Genomic DNA, 16312 nt, shown 5'->3' with positions numbered 1-16312 from the left:
GGATCCTGCTGAATGGAGAATTGAGCCATTAAACCCTCAACCCGCCATTTTGTGTACCCATGACTGGGACTGCCCCAGCGCCTGGGCGGCCGACACATCCTTGAAGGTATGAAAATCCAGGCTGTTGACCACCAGGTCTTGCACCAACCCGGCAAAAACCTGCATGGCCGGGGTGCTGAAATAAGCGGTCATGGCCTGCTGGTTCATCCAGAAACCGGACACCAGCCACAATTCCGGATCGCACTGCGATTGTTGCAGGGCAAAACTCAGGCAACCCGGCGCGCTGCGGGACGGCTCGATCAAGGCACTCAGGCGTGCACCGAGTTCCGCCGAACGCCCGGCGCGGGCGCGGACAAAGGCCATATGACTGACGGGGATCTGCGTAGACATGTTCAACCCTCCCAGGTACTCGAGTGGCAGCCGTGGGACGGGCTGCGACAGGATCCAAGGTTAAGCGCGCCGGTGGAAGCGCGGTTAGTCGATTCCTGCAGGCTTGTTGCACAATCCTGCGAAGCTGCACCCCAGCACCTGTAACAACGTGTAAATCCTGTCACAGGGCTGAAACACGGCTTTCAAGCAAGTTTTCCTGGGGTTGCCCTGTCATAGAGGTGTCGTCAATTCACTCCGTGCAGAATCAGGCAAGGTTGAGGCAGGATGTGTCTACCGCTTCGTCTTGCACAAACTTAAGCTCACCTCATTACCAACGCCCCACCGAGGATGCCTTGCATGTCGTCGCTCGATCATTTTCAAGCCCCGCTGGACACCGACATGGAGAAACAGCGCGCAGAACTGGCCGCTATCATTCGCCGCAACACGACGGACGATGGCACTTATGCGACTGCCGTCGGCTCGCTCTTCATGTCTCGCCATAGCCAGTCCCATGAGTTTGCCCCGGTACTGGCGCAACCCGCGTTGTGCATCATGGCGCAGGGCCGTAAAGAGGTCAGGCTGGCCGATGAATACTTCAACTACGATCCGCTGAATTACCTGGTGGTCTCCGTCTCGATGCCATTGAGCGGGCGCGTGGTGAACGTCACGTCTGAAGAACCGATCCTCGCGGTGCGGCTGGATATCGACCCGGCGGAAATCTCCGCGCTGATTGCCGATGCCGGTCCTCTCGGTGTGCCCACCCGACCGACTGGGCGCGGCTTGTATGTCGAACGGATCGACACTGCGATGCTCGACGCCGTGCTGCGTCTGGCTCGTTTGCTGGATGCGCCGAAAGACATCGCCATGCTCGCGCCGTTGATTCGCCGGGAAATTCTTTATCGGTTGTTGCGCAGTCAACAGGGCCATCGGCTGTACGAAATCGCTATCGCCAACAGCCAGAGCCATCGCATCAGCCAGGCGATCAAATGGCTCAACGGCAACTATGAACAGCCGTTGCGCATCGATGATCTGGCGAAGGAAGTGAACCTGAGCGTGTCGACCTTGCATCACCGGTTCAAGGCGATGACGGCGATGAGTCCGCTGCAGTATCAGAAGCAGTTGCGCCTGCAAGAAGCACGGCGGTTGATGCTGGCCGAAGGCTTGGAGGCTTCGGCGGCGGGGTATCGGGTGGGGTATGAAAGCCCTTCGCAATTCAGCCGGGAGTACAGCCGATTGTTCGGGGCTCCGCCGTTGCGGGATTTGGCGCGGTTGCGCTTGTCGGTTTGATTCAGTTTTTGTGGTGCTGCGACTTACGCCTTCGCGAGCAAGCCCGCTCCCACATTAGACCGAGTTGTTCATGAGAACGCGGTCAACTGTGGGAGCGGGCTTGCTCGCGAAGAGGCCAGTACAGTCAATCCACCTCTAAAGTCAGGCGCTCAACACTCGGCACGCCTCAGCCGGCAAGGTCACCGACACCGGATTGCCAATGCTCAACCCAAACCCCTGACACGGCGTACTCAACGCCGTAAACGACACCCCGGAACACTCCACGGTCGTTTCAATCGTCGCGCCAATATCACGCACGAACGTCACCTTGCCGAGCAGCCGATTACCCGCCGTCGCCTGCGGATGCGACAGTTGCAGGTCCTCAGGGCGAATCAGCATCTTCACTTTCTCACCGACCACAATGCTGCTGCAGATCGGCACTTGCAGCGCATCGCCACCGGGCAAGCTGACCTTGCCGTTGCCCAGCGCCGTGGCCGGGAAAATGTTTCCTGAACCAATAAAATCCGCGACGAATTCATTGGCCGGATGCCGGTAGATCTCAATCGGCGAGCCCACTTGCTGCACGCGATGTTCCCCCAATACCACGACGATATCGGCCATGGTCATGGCTTCACGCTGGTCGTGGGTGACCATGATGGTGGTGATGTTCAAGCGTTGTTGCAGCTGACGGATTTCCACCTGCATCGATTCACGCAGCTTGGCGTCCAGTGCCGACAGCGGCTCGTCGAGCAAGAGGATTTTCGGACGGCTGGCAATCGCCCGGGCAATCGCCACGCGCTGGCGTTGACCGCCAGAGAGTTTCGACACCGGACGGTCGATCATTTCCTGCAACTGAATCAGTTGCAGCAACTCCGCCACCCGCGCCTGCTGATCAGCCTTGCTGACGCCACGCAGTTTCAGCGGGTAGGCGATGTTCTCCCCCACCGTCATGTGCGGGAACAGCGCCAGGGATTGAAACACCATGCCGAAATTACGTTGATGCGCCGGGGTGTGGCCGATGTCTTCACCGTCCAGGCGGATCTCGCCGCCGCTCAGGGTTTCGAGCCCTGCGATCATTCGCAGCAAGGTGGTTTTGCCGCAGCCCGACGGGCCGAGAAAACACACCAGCTTGCCCTCGGGCAAATGCAGGTTTACATCCTTTACCGCGCAGGCCGAGCCGTAATGTTTCTCGACGTTTTCCAGAATCAGACCAGTCATTTGAATCACCTCAAGAAATCAGAACGAAACGCCGCCTTCGCCAACCAACTTTTCCAGCGCCCAGATGAGCACGAAGTCGATCAGCACGATCAGCACGGCAAACGAGAATACGGTGGGGTCGAGCGAAGACACGGTGCGGCTGTACATCCAGATCGGCACGGTCATGACGTCGATGGTGTAGAGGAAATAGGTCACGGTGAATTCGTTGAACGAGACGATGAACGCCAGCAGCATCCCCGCCAGAATTCCCGACTTCATCAACGGCACCACCACATCGATAATCGCCCGGGTCGGTGAAGCGCCCAGCATCTGCGCGGCTTCTTCGACTTCGCTGCCGATGGAGAGCATCGCCGCGGTGCAGTTTTTCACCACGAACGGCAGCGCCAGGATCACGTGGGCAATCACTAGCCGCGAGGTCGTGATGTGGAACGGCAGGCTGTCGAACACCAGCAATAACGCCAGCCCCAACACCACCATCGGGAACACCAATGGCAGCGACATCAGTTGCAGCGCAACAGCCTTGCCGCGGAACTCACAACGGGTCAGGGCATAGGCTGCCGGCACCGCGATAATCGTCGCGAAGATCATGGTCAGGCACGCCACCATCAGGCTGGTGGTCATGGCTTTGCCCAGGCTCAGCACATCGCTGGAATCCGGCGACACGAAGGTGTTCCAGGCGGCCTCGTACCATTGCAGGCTGTAGCTGCTCGGCGGGAAATCGAGGTTCGATGCACCGCTGAACGACATGACGATCATGGTCAGGATCGGCAGCACCGCCAGCAGCAGGATGAAGCCCGAGAGAATGCCGGCGAACTTGCCGGTCTCGCCGGGCAACAGCCCATAACGCTTTTTGATCAGGGTGCTCATTGGGAAGCCTCCAGCATGCGCCGACGACGGCCAGTGATGTATTCGGACAAAGTCATGATCGCGAGCGTGGTGACAATCAGCACCACACCGGCAGCGGAGGCGGCGGGCCAGTTCATCAGCGGGGCGATCTGGTCATGGACCATCACGGCCAGCATCGGCACGCGTCGGCCGCCGAGCAGCAAGGGCACCACGAAGCTGCTGGCGTTGTAGGCGAATACCAATGTCGCACCCGTGATGATCCCCGGCATGCTCATCGGCAGCACCACTTGGCGGAACACCTGAAAACGACTGGCGCCCAGGGTGGCGGCGGCTTCTTCATAGGTCCGGGCGACGCCGCGCATGGCGCTGGCAATCGGCAGCACAGCCAACGGGAACGCGGTTTGCACCAGGCCCATCAACACGCCGTTCTGGTTGTAGAGCAGCATGATCGGGCGCTTGATCAGGCCCAGGCCCATCAGCGCCTGATTGAGCATCCCGCCGGGACCGAGAATCACCAGCCAGCCGTAGCTTTGCAGCAACAGGTTGACCAGCAATGGCAGCAGCACCGCGGCGAGGAAGATCCGTCGCACGAAGGGCGAGGTCAGCCGCGACATGGTGTAGGCCACCGGGATCGCCAGCACCACGGCGATCACTGCGCTGATCAGCGCCAGACGCAGGGTCAGCAGCAAGGATTTGAGGTAATACGGTTCCAGCAATTGGGCGTAACTGGCCAGGCTGAACCCGGTCCATTCCGCGCCTTTGGTGCCCACGCTCATGCGCAGTACCAGCAGGCTGGCGGCGATCAATACGCCCAGAAACAGCATCGACGGCGAGAGGAAAAACCAGGCACGCGTCGTCGGCGAAACACCCCGATTGGCGCGCACTGCAGCGGCGGCAACAGGATGAGTCAGAGGTTGGTGTTCCATAGCAAGGGTCTCGTCAATGGAAAGCAGCTGAGCAAGCACAGGCCTCGAAATCACATTGGCCCCTTGTGGGAGCGAGCTTGTGTGGCGAGGGGGCTTGCCCCCGTTCGGCTGCGAAGCAGTCGTTATCCTGTCATCGCGGTGCACCTGATGCACCGCGATGACAGGATTTAGGGACGCTTCGCGTCCCAACGGGGGCAAGCCCCCTCGCCACAAAGGCTCGCTCCCACAGGGGATCTTCAGTGGCTGAAGATCCTGTGGTCGTCACTCGATCAGGAAGAAAAGATTTCCGTGTAACGACGAATCCATTGGTCATGCACGGAGGCCAGGAAGGCGTTGTCGTGCATGATCGCTTTCTCGGCAATCTGCTCCGGCGTGAGGATGTACGGGCTCTTTCGCGCTTCGGCGGAGATGATCGCCTTGGCGTTGACCGGACCGTTGTAGATGTCCTCAGCCATCTTGCCCTGCACCAGTGGGTCCAGGGAGTGGTTGATAAAGGCATAGGCCAGGTCGATATCGCCCGGACGGCTTTTCGGCATGACCGAGAGCATCAGGTCGGTGTAGAAACCTTCCTTCATGCCGAAGGTGGCACCCAGGCCGTAAGCCGGATCGCGGATTTGTTTCGGGAAAAACGCCGGCGCGTACAGGCCACCCATGTCCAGCGAACCGGTGCGGAACAGTTCGGCGATCTGGTTCGGGTTTTCACCCAGGGTCACTACGCGATCTTTCAGCTCGGCGAGCTTCTTGAAGCCCGGCTCGATGTTGTGTTCGTCACCACCGGCCAGTTTGGCGGCGATGATGATCAGGTCCATCGCTTCGGTCCAGTTCGGCGGCGGCAGGAAGATGTTCGGCGACAGCTCCGCGTCCCACAGGGCTGCGTAGCTGTCCGGCGCTTCCTTGATGGTGCGGGTGCTGTAGACGAGGCTGTTGCACCACAGCAGGTAACCGATGCCGTGACCGTTGGCGCCGGTGCGGTATTTCTCCGGTACGTCGATCAGGTTGGGAATGCGGTTGAGGTCGGGTTTTTCCAGCAGGTTGGCGGCGGCCAGACCTTCGGCGCCGACGCCTGCCAGGGTGATGATGTCGTACTGCGGACGATCACCGCCGGCCTTGAGTTTGGCGACCATTTCCGAGGTGCTGCCGGTGCGGTCGGCGATGACTTTGCAGCCGTACTTGGCTTCGAAGGTCGCGGCGATATTGCGCAGGGCTGCCAAACCGGTGTCATCGGACCAAGTCAGCAAGCGCAGGGTTTTGCCCTGGAAGCGTGTGTCGCTGGCATTGGCCTTGATGAACGGCATGCTCATGGCGGCCGCTGCCACCGAGGCTACGCCTACGGTCTTGATGAATTGACGTCTGTTCAGATCATGTTCGCCCATTACGGACTCCCTTTGTTTTTGTAGGTATAAGGCAGGTCGAAACTGTTGCATCCGCGCGACCGATTCAGCATTAGCCCCCGTATTTTCGGGGGTTTGGCTGAGCCAGCGAGTTCATCCTGAGGTCGTGTAAAACACCTGACTATCGATAAAAACTCATCGAAGCCATGACGCCAGTGCATGCCTCATCACGAGGCATGCGCTCACCTTTTTCGTGCCGTCAGACAGCCCGAATCACGTGTTTGATTTCCTGGAAAGCCTGCAAGCCCCACGGCCCCAATTCGCGACCGATGCTGCTCTGTTTGTAGCCACCCCAGGCGGTCTGCGGGAAGATCACTTGCGGCGCGTTGATCCACACAAGCCCCGCCTGCAAGGCGTTGGCGACCCGATCGGCCGCTTCGGCGTCGCGGGTGACCACGCTGGCCACCAGGCCGAACTGGCTGTCGTTGGCCAGGGCAATCGCCTCGGCTTCGCTGGCAAAACTGCGCACGCAGATCACCGGGCCGAAGATCTCTTCGCACCACAGCGCACTGCCTGAGGGCACATCGGTGAAAATCGTTGGCTGTAAAAAATAACCGCGCGGCAGGTCTGCCGGACGATTGCCGCCGCAAACCAGTTTGGCGCCGGCACTCAAACCGCGATCTATGTGACCGAGCACGCGTTGGTATTGCGCCTGGTTGACCAGTGCGCCCATTTCCACGTTCGGGTCGAACGGGTCAGCCACGCGAATGGCTTCGGCGCGGGCCTTCAAACGGATGAGGAATTCGTCCGCCAGTTCATCGGCCACCAGCACGCGACTGGTGGCCGAACACATCTGCCCGGCGTTGAAGAAACCGCCACCACAGGCCACTTCCACGGCCAGCTCGATGTCCGCGTCCTTGAGCACCAGCAGCGAGGATTTGCCGCCCAGTTCAAGGCTCACGCCCTTCACGGTTTCTGCCGCCCGCTGCATCACCTGCACGCCCACCGCGTTACTACCAGTGAAGGAAATCTTGGCGATGCGCGGATCCGCCGACAGCGGCGCGCCGACGGCCAGGCCGGTGCCGCAAACCAGATTGAACACACCGTTTGGCAGACCGGCCTCGGCGATGATCGTCGCCAGTTCCAGCTCCGGCAGCGGCGTCACTTCGGACGGCTTGAGTACCACGCAGCAACCGGCGGCCAGGGCCGGGGCGAGTTTCCAGGCGGTGGTGACCATGGGGAAATTCCACGGCACGATCAGGCCGACCACACCGCACGGCTCGCGGCGCACACGAGCGCTGAAGTCGTCGGTTGGCAGCTCGACGTTACTGTCTTGTTTGGCATCGAGCCCTTCGGCTAAACCTGCGTAGTACTCGAAGGTGGCGATCACGTCATCGACGTCGATGGCCGCTTCAAACAGTGGTTTGCCGTTGTTGCTCGACTGCAATTTCATCAATTGCTCACGACCGGCCTGCACACCCGCGGCGATTCTGCGCAGGATCGCCCCGCGCTCGGCGCCAGTGGTTGTCGACCATTGCTTGAAGGCGTTGGTCGCAGCAGTAACGGCTTGCTCGACTGCGCGTTCATCGCCGCCATTCACGGTGGTCAACAGCGCTTCGGTCGCCGGGTTGATCACGCGCAAATGCTCGTTGCCGGCGGACCATTGGCCGTTGATGTACAGGCCATCAAGAGTGGTTGGAAAACTCATTTCGACACCGCCTTCATCCACTGGGTCTGATCGATTTCAATCAGGGTCGGTCCCTGGCGATCGGTGGCGGCGCGCAGTGCGCTACGCAGTTGCTCGACACCGCAGACGGCTTCGGCGGCACAGCCCAGCGCCTTGGCCACGCCGATGAAGTCCGGGGTGTAGATGTCCACGCCGACCGGCTCGATGGCGCGGTTGACCATGTATTTCTTGATCTCTTCGTAGCCCTGGTTATTCCACAGCAGGACGATCACCGGGGTGCGAGCTTCAACGGCGCTGGCAAGTTCCGGCAGGGTAAATTGCAGGCCGCCGTCGCCGATCAGGCACACCACTGGAGGACGTGCGCCGTTTTCAACATTGCCGCCGAGCCAGGCGCCAATCGCGGCCGGCAAGGCGTAACCGAGGGTGCCGTAACCGGTGGACGAATTGAACCAGCGACGCGGGCGTTCCGGGTTGAAGGTCAGGTTGCCGGTATACACCGGTTGGGTCGAATCACCGACGAAGACTGCGTTTGGCAGTTCGTGCAAGACGGTTTCCAGGAAGCGAGTCTGAGCCAACGTGGGGGCATCCCAGAATGCGGCCAATTCATCGCGCAAACGCGCAGCTCGCACCTGGCCCCAATCGTTGCGGCGCTCGGCCAGCGAGTGGTGGGACAGTTCGCTCAGCAAGGCTTGGGCGGCGTTGCGCGAGTCGGCTACCAACGCAACTTTCGGCGGGTAGTTGCGTACGGTCTGGTCGGGGTCGATGTCCACACGCAGCAGCACGCCAGGAATTTCGAAACCGCCGGCGAAGGTGATGTCGTAATCGGTTTCGGCCAGTTCGGTGCCGATTGCCAGTACCACGTCAGCTTCAGCCACCAAAGCGCGAGTCGCGACCAGGCTTTGGGTCGAGCCGATCAGCAACGGGTGATTGGATTCGAGCATGCCTTTGGCGTTGATGGTCAGGGCCACCGGGGCGTCCAGCCGTTCGGCCAGTTCAGTCAACTCGGCGGCGGCATCGATGGCGCCGCCACCGGCGAGAATCAGTGGGCGCTTGGCACCGGCCAGCAGCGCGGTCATGCGGCTGATGGCGCTCGGCGAGGCACCGGCGCGGTCGATGTTCACCGGTACGCTGGCGAGCAGGTCATCGGCCTCTTCGACCAGCACGTCCAACGGAATTTCGATATGCACCGGGCGCGGACGGCCGGCCTGGAACAGCGCAAAAGCGCGCGCCAGGACACCCGGCAATTCAGCCGCCGACATCAAGGTGTGGGAGAACGCCGCCACGCCGCCGACCAATGCGCTCTGGTTCGGCAGCTCGTGCAGCTTGCCGCGACCGCCGCCCAACTGGCTGCGCGATTGCACGCTGGAGATCACCAGCATCGGGATCGAGTCGGCATAGGCCTGGCCCATGGCGGTGGTGATGTTGGTCATGCCTGGGCCGGTGATGATGAAGCACACACCCGGTTTGCCGCTGGTGCGAGCGTAACCGTCGGCCATGAAACCGGCGCCCTGTTCGTGCCGCGGAGTGACGTGGTTGATGCTCGAACGGGCCAGCCCGCGATACAGCTCCACGGTGTGAACCCCGGGAATGCCGAACACCTGCTCGACCCCGTAATCTTCGAGTAACTTGACCAATACTTCGCCGCACGTCGCCATGTCTTTGCCCTTCTTGTTCGTTTGAGACGCCGGACCTGCGCAGTGTTTATGATGGGTCGGCAAGTCCAGGGATGGCCTCATTGGAACGGGCGACACGTAGCCGCAACAATGGATAAAAAGTCATACTAGCCATGTCCTCACGTCATACCTTGGATCCCAATGAAACGACTGCCTCCCCTGCCGGCGCTGCACACTTTTCTGATCACCGCGCAGTGCTGCAACTTCACCCGGGCCGCCGAACAGCTGCACATCACCCAAGGCGCGGTGAGCCGGCAGATCGCCGGGCTGGAAGATCACCTCGGTTATGAGCTGTTCATTCGCCAGGCGCGGGGCTTGAGCCTGACCGCCGAAGGACGGGAATGGCTGCCACGGGTGCAGCAGGTTTTCGGCCTGATCGACGAGGCCGTGGAGCAGATCGGCGAGAAGCGCGAAACCCTGCAACTCAAGGCCCCGACGTGTGTCATGCGCTGGCTGCTTCCACGGCTGGTGCAGTGGCAACGGGAACGCCCGGATGTGCCAGTGGAATTGACCACCACGGTCAAGCACGGCGTGGATTTTCATCGCGAGCAGTTCGATGCCGCGGTGATGTACGGCGCACCGCCGGACAGCGCGCTGGCCTCTTTTCATTTGTTCGATGAGCAACTGACACCGGTCTGCTCCAAACCTCTGCTGGAAGGTCCAGTGCCGCTGATGACGCCGCAGGATCTGGAGCAGCACATGTTGCTGCACCCGACCCGGGATGAACGGGACTGGAAAGCCTGGCTGGCCACGGCGGATATTCGCTTGAGCAATGTCGGCAAGGGTCAGCATTTCGAAACGCTGGACCTGGCGATGTCGATGGCGTCCCAAGGAACAGGCGTGGCGATTGGGGATTGGTCGTTGATCGGCGATGATTTGAGTGCCGGGAGGCTGGTCATGCCATTTGAATTGAAGGTGAAGACCGGGCTCGCGTATTACCTGGTTTTCCCCGAAAAACCCGGACCTTCGCCGAAATTGCGCGACTTGATGGGGTGGTTGGTGGAACAGGCTCAATCGCGGTGATTGATGATCGTTCCCACGCTCCGCGGGGGAATGCAGCCCGGGACGCTCCGCGTTCCTTCCAAAGCGAACGCGGAGCGTCCGTTGAGGCAATTCCCACGCAGCGTGGGAACGATCATTGTGTGGGTTATCATGCCCACCCTCACCCCGCCTCGACCCCAGACCATGACCTACAGCGTTTCCCCCATCGGCTTTGTGCGCTCCTGTTTCAAGGAGAAGTTCGCCATCCCGCGCCAGCCACAACTGGCTCCGGCCGCTCGCGGCGTGCTGGAACTGGTGGCGCCGTTCGATCAGGGCGATGCGGTGCAAGGTCTGGAACAGGTCAGCCACGTGTGGCTGCTGTTCCTGTTTCACCAGGCCCTGGAAGAAAAGCCACGACTGAAAGTCCGCCCTCCTCGTCTCGGCGGTAACAAATCCATGGGTGTGTTCGCCACCCGCGCGACGCATCGGCCCAATGGCATCGGCCAATCCGTGGTGAAGCTGGACAAGGTTGAAGCCAATCGCCTGTGGATATCCGGCATTGACCTGCTGGACGGCACGCCGATTCTCGACATCAAACCCTACGTGCCTTACGCCGACATCATCGACACGGCCTCCAACCGCATCGCCAGCGCCGCGCCGCAGTTGATTCCCGTGCAGTGGACGGATTCAGCACTGCAACAGGCTCACGGCCATGCTCAGCGCCTTGAAGAACCGCTGGTGGAGTTGATCGAGCAATGCCTGGCACAAGACCCACGTCCGGCGTACCAGATTCCTACACCCGAACGGGAATACGGTGCGCAGTTCTGGGATGTGGATGTGCGCTGGCATTACCCGACGCCTGACCTGATCCGCGTTCTGGAAGTCATTCCCGCGAACGTCTGAACGCCAAAAACGAAAAAGCCCGCGCTGCCATTACAGGCAACGCGGGCTTTTTATGGTCACCACCAAACCAATGTGGGAGCGAGCCTGCTCGCGATGGCGGCGAAACATTCAACGATGACGTTGACTGACGGTCCGCTATCGCGAGCAGGCTCGCTCCCACATGGATTGCAGCGCTGCTTACTTCTCGACGAACGCTCGCTCGATCAGGTAATCACCCGGCTCGCGCATCCGCGGCGACACTTTCAGACCGAAGCTGTTCAACACTTCGCTGGTCTCGTCGAGCATGCTCGGGCTGCCGCACAGCATGGCGCGGTCGTCCTGCGGGTTGATCGGTGGCAAACCGATGTCGCTGAACAGCTTGCCGCTGCGCATCAGGTCGGTCAGGCGACCTTCGTTCTCGAACGGCTCGCGGGTCACGGTCGGGTAGTAGATCAACTTGTCACGCAGGGCGTCGCCGAAGAACTCGTTCTGCGGCAAGTGCTCGGTGATGAATTCGCGGTAAGCGACTTCGTTGACGTAACGTACGCCGTGGCACAGGATCACTTTTTCGAAACGCTCGTAGGTTTCCGGGTCCTGGATGACGCTCATGAACGGCGCCAGACCGGTACCGGTGCTCAGCAGGTACAAATGTTTGCCAGGCTTCAAGTCATCCAGCACCAGCGTGCCGGTAGGCTTCTTGCTGATGATGATCTCGTCGCCTTCCTTCAGATGCTGCAGCTGGGAAGTCAGCGGGCCGTCAGGCACCTTGATGCTGAAGAACTCGAGATGCTCTTCCCAGTTCGGGCTGGCAATCGAGTAAGCGCGCATGAGCGGCCGGCCGTTGGGCTGTTGCAGGCCGATCATCACGAACTGACCGTTCTCGAAGCGCAGGCCCGGATCGCGGGTGCACTTGAAGCTGAACAGAGTGTCGTTCCAGTGATGAACACTGAGGACACGCTCGTGGTTCATGTTGCTCATGTACGTGGGACTCCTGGAGATTGGTCTGCGCGAGCTCTGCGCCGGCTCTGCAAAAAAATGAGCTGCTGTGCGCAATTGCATCGCATTCTAATGGCAGCCACAATATCTGTTAACTGGATTATTAAGATAAGGGTTATCGGTTATATCGATATGCGATTTACTCTCCGTCAACTTCAAGTATTCGTCGCCGTCGCCCAGCAGGAAAGCGTATCCCGTGCTGCGGGTCTGCTCAACCTCTCGCAATCGGCGGCGAGCACCTCGATCACCGAGCTAGAGCGCCAGTCCAGCTGCCAGCTGTTCGACCGCGCCGGCAAACGGCTGAGTCTCAATGCCCTCGGCAAACAGCTGTTGCCGCAAGCGGTGGCGCTGCTCGACCAGTCCAAGGAAATCGAAGACTTGCTCAATGGCAAGTCCGGATTCGGCTCTCTGGCGGTCGGCGCGACCCTGACCATCGGCAATTACCTGGCCACCTTGCTGATTGGCAGCTTCATGCAGCGCCATCCGGAAAGCCAGGTGAAGCTGCACGTGCAGAACACTGCCAACATTGTGCAGCAGGTCGCCCACTATGAAATTGATCTGGGTCTAATCGAAGGTGACTGCAGTCATCCAGACATCGAAGTGCAGAGCTGGGTCGAGGATGAACTGGTGGTGTTCTGCGCGCCCCAGCACCCACTGGCCAAGCGCGGCACGGCGACCATGGAAGAGCTGACCCACGAGGCCTGGATTCTGCGGGAACAGGGCTCCGGCACGCGACTGACCTTTGACCAGGCCATGCGTCACCATCGCAGCTCGCTGAATATCCGGCTGGAACTGGAACACACCGAAGCGATCAAGCGTGCGGTGGAGTCCGGGTTGGGGATTGGCTGCATTTCTCGCCTGGCACTGCGCGACGCATTCCGTCGCGGCAGTCTCGTGGCGGTGGAGACGCCGGATCTGGATCTGGCGCGGCAGTTCTATTTCATCTGGCACAAACAGAAATATCAGACGTCGGCGATGCGTGAATTCCTCGACCTGTGCCGCGCTTTCACCGCCGGGGTTCAGCGCAGCGACGAGATCGTCCTGCCTACCATCGCTTAAAGCAGGATGACCGCCCACACCAGCCCGATCATGGTTAACGCCACTAACTGAGCAGCGCTGCCCATGTCCTTGGCGTTCTTGGACAACGGGTGCAACTCAAGGGAAATGCGGTCGATGGCCGCTTCCACGGCCGAATTGAGCAATTCGACAATCAACGCCAACAGACAGACTGCAATCAGCAACGCCTGCTCGACGCGACTGACGTTCAGGAAGAACGACAGCGGGATCAATATGACGTTAAGCAATACCAGTTGCCGAAAGGCCGCTTCGCCAGTGAAGGCTGCACGCAGACCGTCCAGCGAATAACCGGAGGCGTTGAGGATGCGTTTCAGGCCGGTTTGGCCTTTGAAAGGTGACATAAATTAGGCAACTGACCAAAAAGGAAGTGGGAAAGCTAGAGTAAGCCAAGTCAAAAAAGCGTGAACGCGCCGCGCCTGCTTAGCTCGAAATTGACTCAAGTTGTTGCAGAAGCAACGCCGCCTGGGTCCGGGTCCGCACATTCAGCTTGCGAAAAATCGCCGTCACGTGGGCCTTGATCGTCGCTTCGGAAACGCTCAGCTCGTAGGCAATCTGCTTGTTCAACAAGCCTTCACAGACCATGGTCAGCACACGAAACTGCTGCGGCGTCAGGCTCGCAAGGCCTTCGCTGGCGGCCTTGGCTTCGGCGGAAACGCTGACCGCCTCGAACGCCTGGGGCGGCCAGAACACATCACCATCGAGCACCGCGCGCACGGCTTTCTGGATGACACTCAGATCACTGGACTTGGGGATGAAGCCGCTGGCGCCAAACTCACGGGACTTGACCATGATCGAGGCTTCTTCCTGAGCCGACACCATGACCACCGGAATCTGCGGATACTGACCGCGCAACAACACCAGCCCTGAAAAACCGTAGGCCCCCGGCATGTTCAGGTCCAGCAGCACTAGATCCCAGTCGGACTTCTCGTCCAGACGGGTTTCCAGTTCGGCAATGCTTGCCACTTCCACCAGACGGACTTGCGGGCCCAGGCCCAGGGTCAACGCTTGATGCAGGGCGCTACGGAAAAGAGGGTGGTCATCGGCAATCAGGATTTCGTATGTGGCCATTTTTCAAATGATCCTGTTTTTCAAACAACTCGAGGTACAGCCACGGAGCTGTACCAACAGGGCACGTTCAACGCCAATCACATGGTTATCCCACGTAAAGAATACGGCGTATCAAACTTTGGCCGCGCCCTAATCGGCGCCAAGCATGCCCAGCGAAGTCGGGGTGGTCAAGGTGCATGGCCAGTACAGTTCTTTGCAGTATGGGCGACAATCGGCGCGGGACAGGGCGCCGATTTACACAAAAGGCATCAGTTCGGCGTGTGCCGGTGTTGAAACATTCATTTCAAGCTGATGCTTGGCATCAAGGTAATGCTGGCTGAACACATCGAAATAAGCGTCCAGTGCCGACGCCGCCGCGGTATCACCCGCCAGATCGAGACACAACGCCGCCACTTCGGCTGTGCATAAATGCTCGCTACGGGTCGATCGGCGCAACCGGTACCGCGATAACTTCTCGGGCAACAGGCTCAGGATCGGCAGCTGGTCAAAGTAGGGGCTTTTGCGGAAAATCTTCCGGGCTTCTGTCCAGGTGGCATCCAGCAGAATGAACAGCGGACGCTTCGAACTATCGGCATCGACGCTGTTTGTGACACGTTCGGGTTCGACGTACTCACCCGGAAACACCAGATAGGGCTGCCATTGCGGATCGGCCAGCAGCGCCAGCAGTTGCTCGTCAACTTCTGTACGCGACCAGATGAACGCATGGTTATCGCGCACCACATCGGCGATCAGCCAACCGGTGTTGCTCGGTTTGAACACTTCCTTGCCCGTCATAATCAGGCACACGCCAGAACGGGCCTCGACCTGTGGGCGCCAGGCGCACAGGCAGTGGCTCTCGATCACGCGGCAGGCTCGGCAACGCGGCGCCCTCCAGCCTCGGGCCTGAATCGGCTTGATGCCCTCTTCCTCTCGCTCATCGCGCAAGCGGGCTACTGCGTTTGCAGCAAAGCGTGGAGTTGCTGGGATCATCGCAGGCAACGCCGGCAGGGGAAGAAAATCGACACGAAAAACACTCGGCAGGGCAGAAAGTGGCGGCAGTTTATCAGAGCAGCCGGCGCAAGCCTGTACCGTCCAGGCCTCGTCCCCTATAATTCGCCGCCACTGAACGCACAGTCATGTGACGGGTCGAACCACCAGTCACTGAACCAGGAGAGTTTCATGCTGCGCCTTATCGTTCCCACCGCTGCCATTTTGCTGGCGTCGTCCTTCAGCGCTCAGGCTGCTTCCTTGAGTGAGCAGAATCTCAACAGAGAGCTGCGAAACGTCGCCACACAAAGCAGTGTTGGTACTCCACGGGCGATCAACGAAGACATTCTTGATCAGGGCTACACCGTCGAAGGCAACACGCTGATCAATCATCTGAGCGTACAAAGCAGCCACGCCAACAAGATGCGTGCCGACCCGAAAGCTGTGTATTTCCAGCTTGGCGCCTCTGTATGCAACAACCCATCGTTCCGCAAACTGATGGCCAAGGGTGCGGTCATGCGTTACGACTTCACTGAAGTGAAGACCAACCGCTCAGTCGGCTCCGCCAGCTATCAGGAATCGGACTGCCCGAAAGCGGCTCCGACCAAGAAGAAGTAATCATTGGGAATTGGCGCGCCGCTGTTCATCCTCGGCGCGCAGTTCTGCCAACAGCGCTTGCAAGTAACGCGAGCGTCGGTCGGCGCCCTCCAGACGTCGGCAACACTCCTCTTCAAGACTCAAATGATTGGTCTCGGCCGATGATTTCAGTAATCGATACAGTTGCGTATCGATCTCCAGAATAACTCTGGTCATACCTTCCCGCCTCCATGCTTCTCGCCCTTGCTTGAGCGATAAAAATCCTTCAACCGCTTGTAACGAGCGTCCTGCCTTTGACGCAAAGTTGTCGTGTGGTGCCTGTAATTCAGTAAATCAGACTGTCGGACACTCGCCTTGTGTTCGGACGAGCGGTGAAAGCACCTTGCAAATCCCCAATAAGCGGTTGCCAGGAAAGACTTTGCGGCGCAA

General features: G+C 59.8%; 17 protein-coding genes. 5 read left to right on the top strand and 12 right to left on the bottom strand.

From position 1 onward, the window contains the following. Positions 1-36: 36 nt before the first annotated feature. Entirely contained in the window at positions 37-390 is a 354-nt protein-coding gene (locus tag AC3WP4_RS11970; RefSeq protein WP_074879597.1) for a putative quinol monooxygenase, read from the bottom strand. 336 nt (positions 391-726) lie between these two features. On the opposite strand from AC3WP4_RS11970, the gene AC3WP4_RS11965 reads away from it, so the two are divergent. After that, entirely contained in the window at positions 727-1656 is a 930-nt protein-coding gene (locus AC3WP4_RS11965) for an AraC family transcriptional regulator (RefSeq protein WP_074879598.1), read from the top strand. Between the two features lie 141 nt (positions 1657-1797). On the opposite strand, the gene AC3WP4_RS11960 is transcribed toward AC3WP4_RS11965, so the two are convergent. The 6 genes from AC3WP4_RS11960 to AC3WP4_RS11935 all read right to left on the bottom strand — a co-directional run bounded on the left by AC3WP4_RS11960 (position 1798) and on the right by AC3WP4_RS11935 (position 9298). Beyond that, positions 1798-2853: an ABC transporter ATP-binding protein gene (locus AC3WP4_RS11960; RefSeq protein ID WP_074879601.1), complete on the bottom strand. Its 1056-nt coding sequence runs from the start codon at positions 2851-2853 to the stop codon at positions 1798-1800. Positions 2854-2871: 18 nt separating this feature from the next. Further along, positions 2872-3720, bottom strand: coding sequence for an ABC transporter permease (locus AC3WP4_RS11955; RefSeq protein WP_074879603.1), 849 nt, complete (start codon positions 3718-3720; stop codon positions 2872-2874). Further along, positions 3717-4625, bottom strand: coding sequence for an ABC transporter permease (locus AC3WP4_RS11950; protein WP_074879606.1), 909 nt, complete (start codon positions 4623-4625; stop codon positions 3717-3719). Before AC3WP4_RS11950 ends, AC3WP4_RS11955 begins: the two co-directional genes overlap by 4 nt. Before the next feature lie 269 nt (positions 4626-4894). Next, positions 4895-5998, bottom strand: coding sequence for an extracellular solute-binding protein (locus AC3WP4_RS11945; RefSeq protein WP_050682563.1), 1104 nt, complete (start codon positions 5996-5998; stop codon positions 4895-4897). A 217-nt stretch (positions 5999-6215) separates the two neighbouring features. Beyond that, complete coding sequence (locus tag AC3WP4_RS11940) at positions 6216-7664, bottom strand: aldehyde dehydrogenase family protein (RefSeq protein ID WP_102615353.1); 1449 nt, start codon at positions 7662-7664, stop codon at positions 6216-6218. Further along, complete coding sequence (locus AC3WP4_RS11935) at positions 7661-9298, bottom strand: 5-guanidino-2-oxopentanoate decarboxylase (protein ID WP_102615352.1); 1638 nt, start codon at positions 9296-9298, stop codon at positions 7661-7663. The genes AC3WP4_RS11940 and AC3WP4_RS11935 overlap by 4 nt, the downstream gene beginning before the upstream one ends. Before the next feature lie 159 nt (positions 9299-9457). Here AC3WP4_RS11935 and AC3WP4_RS11930 point away from each other — a divergent pair, with 159 nt between their 5' ends. Together AC3WP4_RS11930 and tsaA are read left to right on the top strand one after the other, a co-directional pair. Then, entirely contained in the window at positions 9458-10339 is an 882-nt protein-coding gene (locus tag AC3WP4_RS11930) for a LysR substrate-binding domain-containing protein (RefSeq protein WP_102615351.1), read from the top strand. 162 nt (positions 10340-10501) lie between these two features. Further along, positions 10502-11200 carry a tRNA (N6-threonylcarbamoyladenosine(37)-N6)-methyltransferase TrmO gene (tsaA, locus tag AC3WP4_RS11925; protein ID WP_074879616.1) on the top strand — a complete coding sequence of 233 codons (699 nt, stop codon included), beginning with the start codon at positions 10502-10504 and terminating at the stop codon, positions 11198-11200. A gap of 177 nt (positions 11201-11377) precedes the next feature. Here tsaA and fpr read toward each other — a convergent pair whose 3' ends face one another. After that, complete coding sequence (gene fpr / locus AC3WP4_RS11920) at positions 11378-12157, bottom strand: ferredoxin-NADP reductase (RefSeq protein ID WP_008054100.1); 780 nt, start codon at positions 12155-12157, stop codon at positions 11378-11380. Positions 12158-12307: 150 nt separating this feature from the next. Between fpr and AC3WP4_RS11915 the strand changes: the two genes are divergently transcribed. After that, the gene (locus AC3WP4_RS11915; protein WP_074879619.1) at positions 12308-13234 is read left to right on the top strand and encodes a LysR family transcriptional regulator; all 927 of its coding nucleotides are present in this window, start codon (positions 12308-12310) and stop codon (positions 13232-13234) included. Here AC3WP4_RS11915 and AC3WP4_RS11910 read toward each other — a convergent pair. The 3 genes from AC3WP4_RS11910 to AC3WP4_RS11900 all read right to left on the bottom strand — a co-directional run bounded on the left by AC3WP4_RS11910 (position 13231) and on the right by AC3WP4_RS11900 (position 15289). Beyond that, complete coding sequence (locus tag AC3WP4_RS11910) at positions 13231-13593, bottom strand: diacylglycerol kinase (RefSeq protein WP_074879622.1); 363 nt, start codon at positions 13591-13593, stop codon at positions 13231-13233. The genes AC3WP4_RS11915 and AC3WP4_RS11910 overlap by 4 nt on opposite strands. 79 nt (positions 13594-13672) lie before the next feature. Then, entirely contained in the window at positions 13673-14320 is a 648-nt protein-coding gene (gene erdR / locus AC3WP4_RS11905; protein ID WP_074879624.1) for a response regulator transcription factor ErdR, read from the bottom strand. Positions 14321-14554: 234 nt separating this feature from the next. Continuing rightward, entirely contained in the window at positions 14555-15289 is a 735-nt protein-coding gene (locus AC3WP4_RS11900) for a tRNA-uridine aminocarboxypropyltransferase (protein WP_102615349.1), read from the bottom strand. A 189-nt stretch (positions 15290-15478) separates the two neighbouring features. Here AC3WP4_RS11900 and AC3WP4_RS11895 point away from each other — a divergent pair, with 189 nt between their 5' ends. Continuing rightward, entirely contained in the window at positions 15479-15904 is a 426-nt protein-coding gene (locus AC3WP4_RS11895; protein ID WP_033053929.1) for a PA3611 family quorum-sensing-regulated virulence factor, read from the top strand. Here AC3WP4_RS11895 and AC3WP4_RS11890 read toward each other — a convergent pair whose 3' ends face one another. Next, entirely contained in the window at positions 15905-16099 is a 195-nt protein-coding gene (locus AC3WP4_RS11890) for a hypothetical protein (RefSeq protein ID WP_074879630.1), read from the bottom strand. Positions 16100-16312 lie beyond the last annotated feature (213 nt).

Source organism: Pseudomonas sp. FW305-20 (assembly GCF_058788075.1).
This window is presented reverse-complemented; position numbering and strand designations above follow the sequence as displayed.

Bases quoted from the DNA above. Each gene is read 5' to 3' on its own strand.
- AC3WP4_RS11940 (WP_102615353.1), bottom strand. From the start codon at position 7,664: ATGAGTTTTCCAACCACTCTTGATGGCCTGTACATCAACGGCCAATGG.
- tsaA (WP_074879616.1), top strand. From the start codon at position 10,502: ATGACCTACAGCGTTTCCCCCATCGGCTTTGTGCGCTCCTGTTTCAAG.
- AC3WP4_RS11910 (WP_074879622.1), bottom strand. From the start codon at position 13,593: ATGTCACCTTTCAAAGGCCAAACCGGCCTGAAACGCATCCTCAACGCC.
- AC3WP4_RS11895 (WP_033053929.1), top strand. From the start codon at position 15,479: ATGCTGCGCCTTATCGTTCCCACCGCTGCCATTTTGCTGGCGTCGTCC.
- erdR (WP_074879624.1), bottom strand. From the start codon at position 14,320: ATGGCCACATACGAAATCCTGATTGCCGATGACCACCCTCTTTTCCGT.
- fpr (WP_008054100.1), bottom strand. From the start codon at position 12,157: ATGAGCAACATGAACCACGAGCGTGTCCTCAGTGTTCATCACTGGAAC.
- AC3WP4_RS11900 (WP_102615349.1), bottom strand. From the start codon at position 15,289: ATGATCCCAGCAACTCCACGCTTTGCTGCAAACGCAGTAGCCCGCTTG.
- AC3WP4_RS11960 (WP_074879601.1), bottom strand. From the start codon at position 2,853: ATGACTGGTCTGATTCTGGAAAACGTCGAGAAACATTACGGCTCGGCC.
- AC3WP4_RS11915 (WP_074879619.1), top strand. From the start codon at position 12,308: ATGCGATTTACTCTCCGTCAACTTCAAGTATTCGTCGCCGTCGCCCAG.
- AC3WP4_RS11950 (WP_074879606.1), bottom strand. From the start codon at position 4,625: ATGGAACACCAACCTCTGACTCATCCTGTTGCCGCCGCTGCAGTGCGC.
- AC3WP4_RS11965 (WP_074879598.1), top strand. From the start codon at position 727: ATGTCGTCGCTCGATCATTTTCAAGCCCCGCTGGACACCGACATGGAG.
- AC3WP4_RS11955 (WP_074879603.1), bottom strand. From the start codon at position 3,720: ATGAGCACCCTGATCAAAAAGCGTTATGGGCTGTTGCCCGGCGAGACC.
- AC3WP4_RS11935 (WP_102615352.1), bottom strand. From the start codon at position 9,298: ATGGCGACGTGCGGCGAAGTATTGGTCAAGTTACTCGAAGATTACGGG.
- AC3WP4_RS11890 (WP_074879630.1), bottom strand. From the start codon at position 16,099: ATGACCAGAGTTATTCTGGAGATCGATACGCAACTGTATCGATTACTG.
- AC3WP4_RS11945 (WP_050682563.1), bottom strand. From the start codon at position 5,998: ATGGGCGAACATGATCTGAACAGACGTCAATTCATCAAGACCGTAGGC.
- AC3WP4_RS11930 (WP_102615351.1), top strand. From the start codon at position 9,458: ATGAAACGACTGCCTCCCCTGCCGGCGCTGCACACTTTTCTGATCACC.
- AC3WP4_RS11970 (WP_074879597.1), bottom strand. From the start codon at position 390: ATGTCTACGCAGATCCCCGTCAGTCATATGGCCTTTGTCCGCGCCCGC.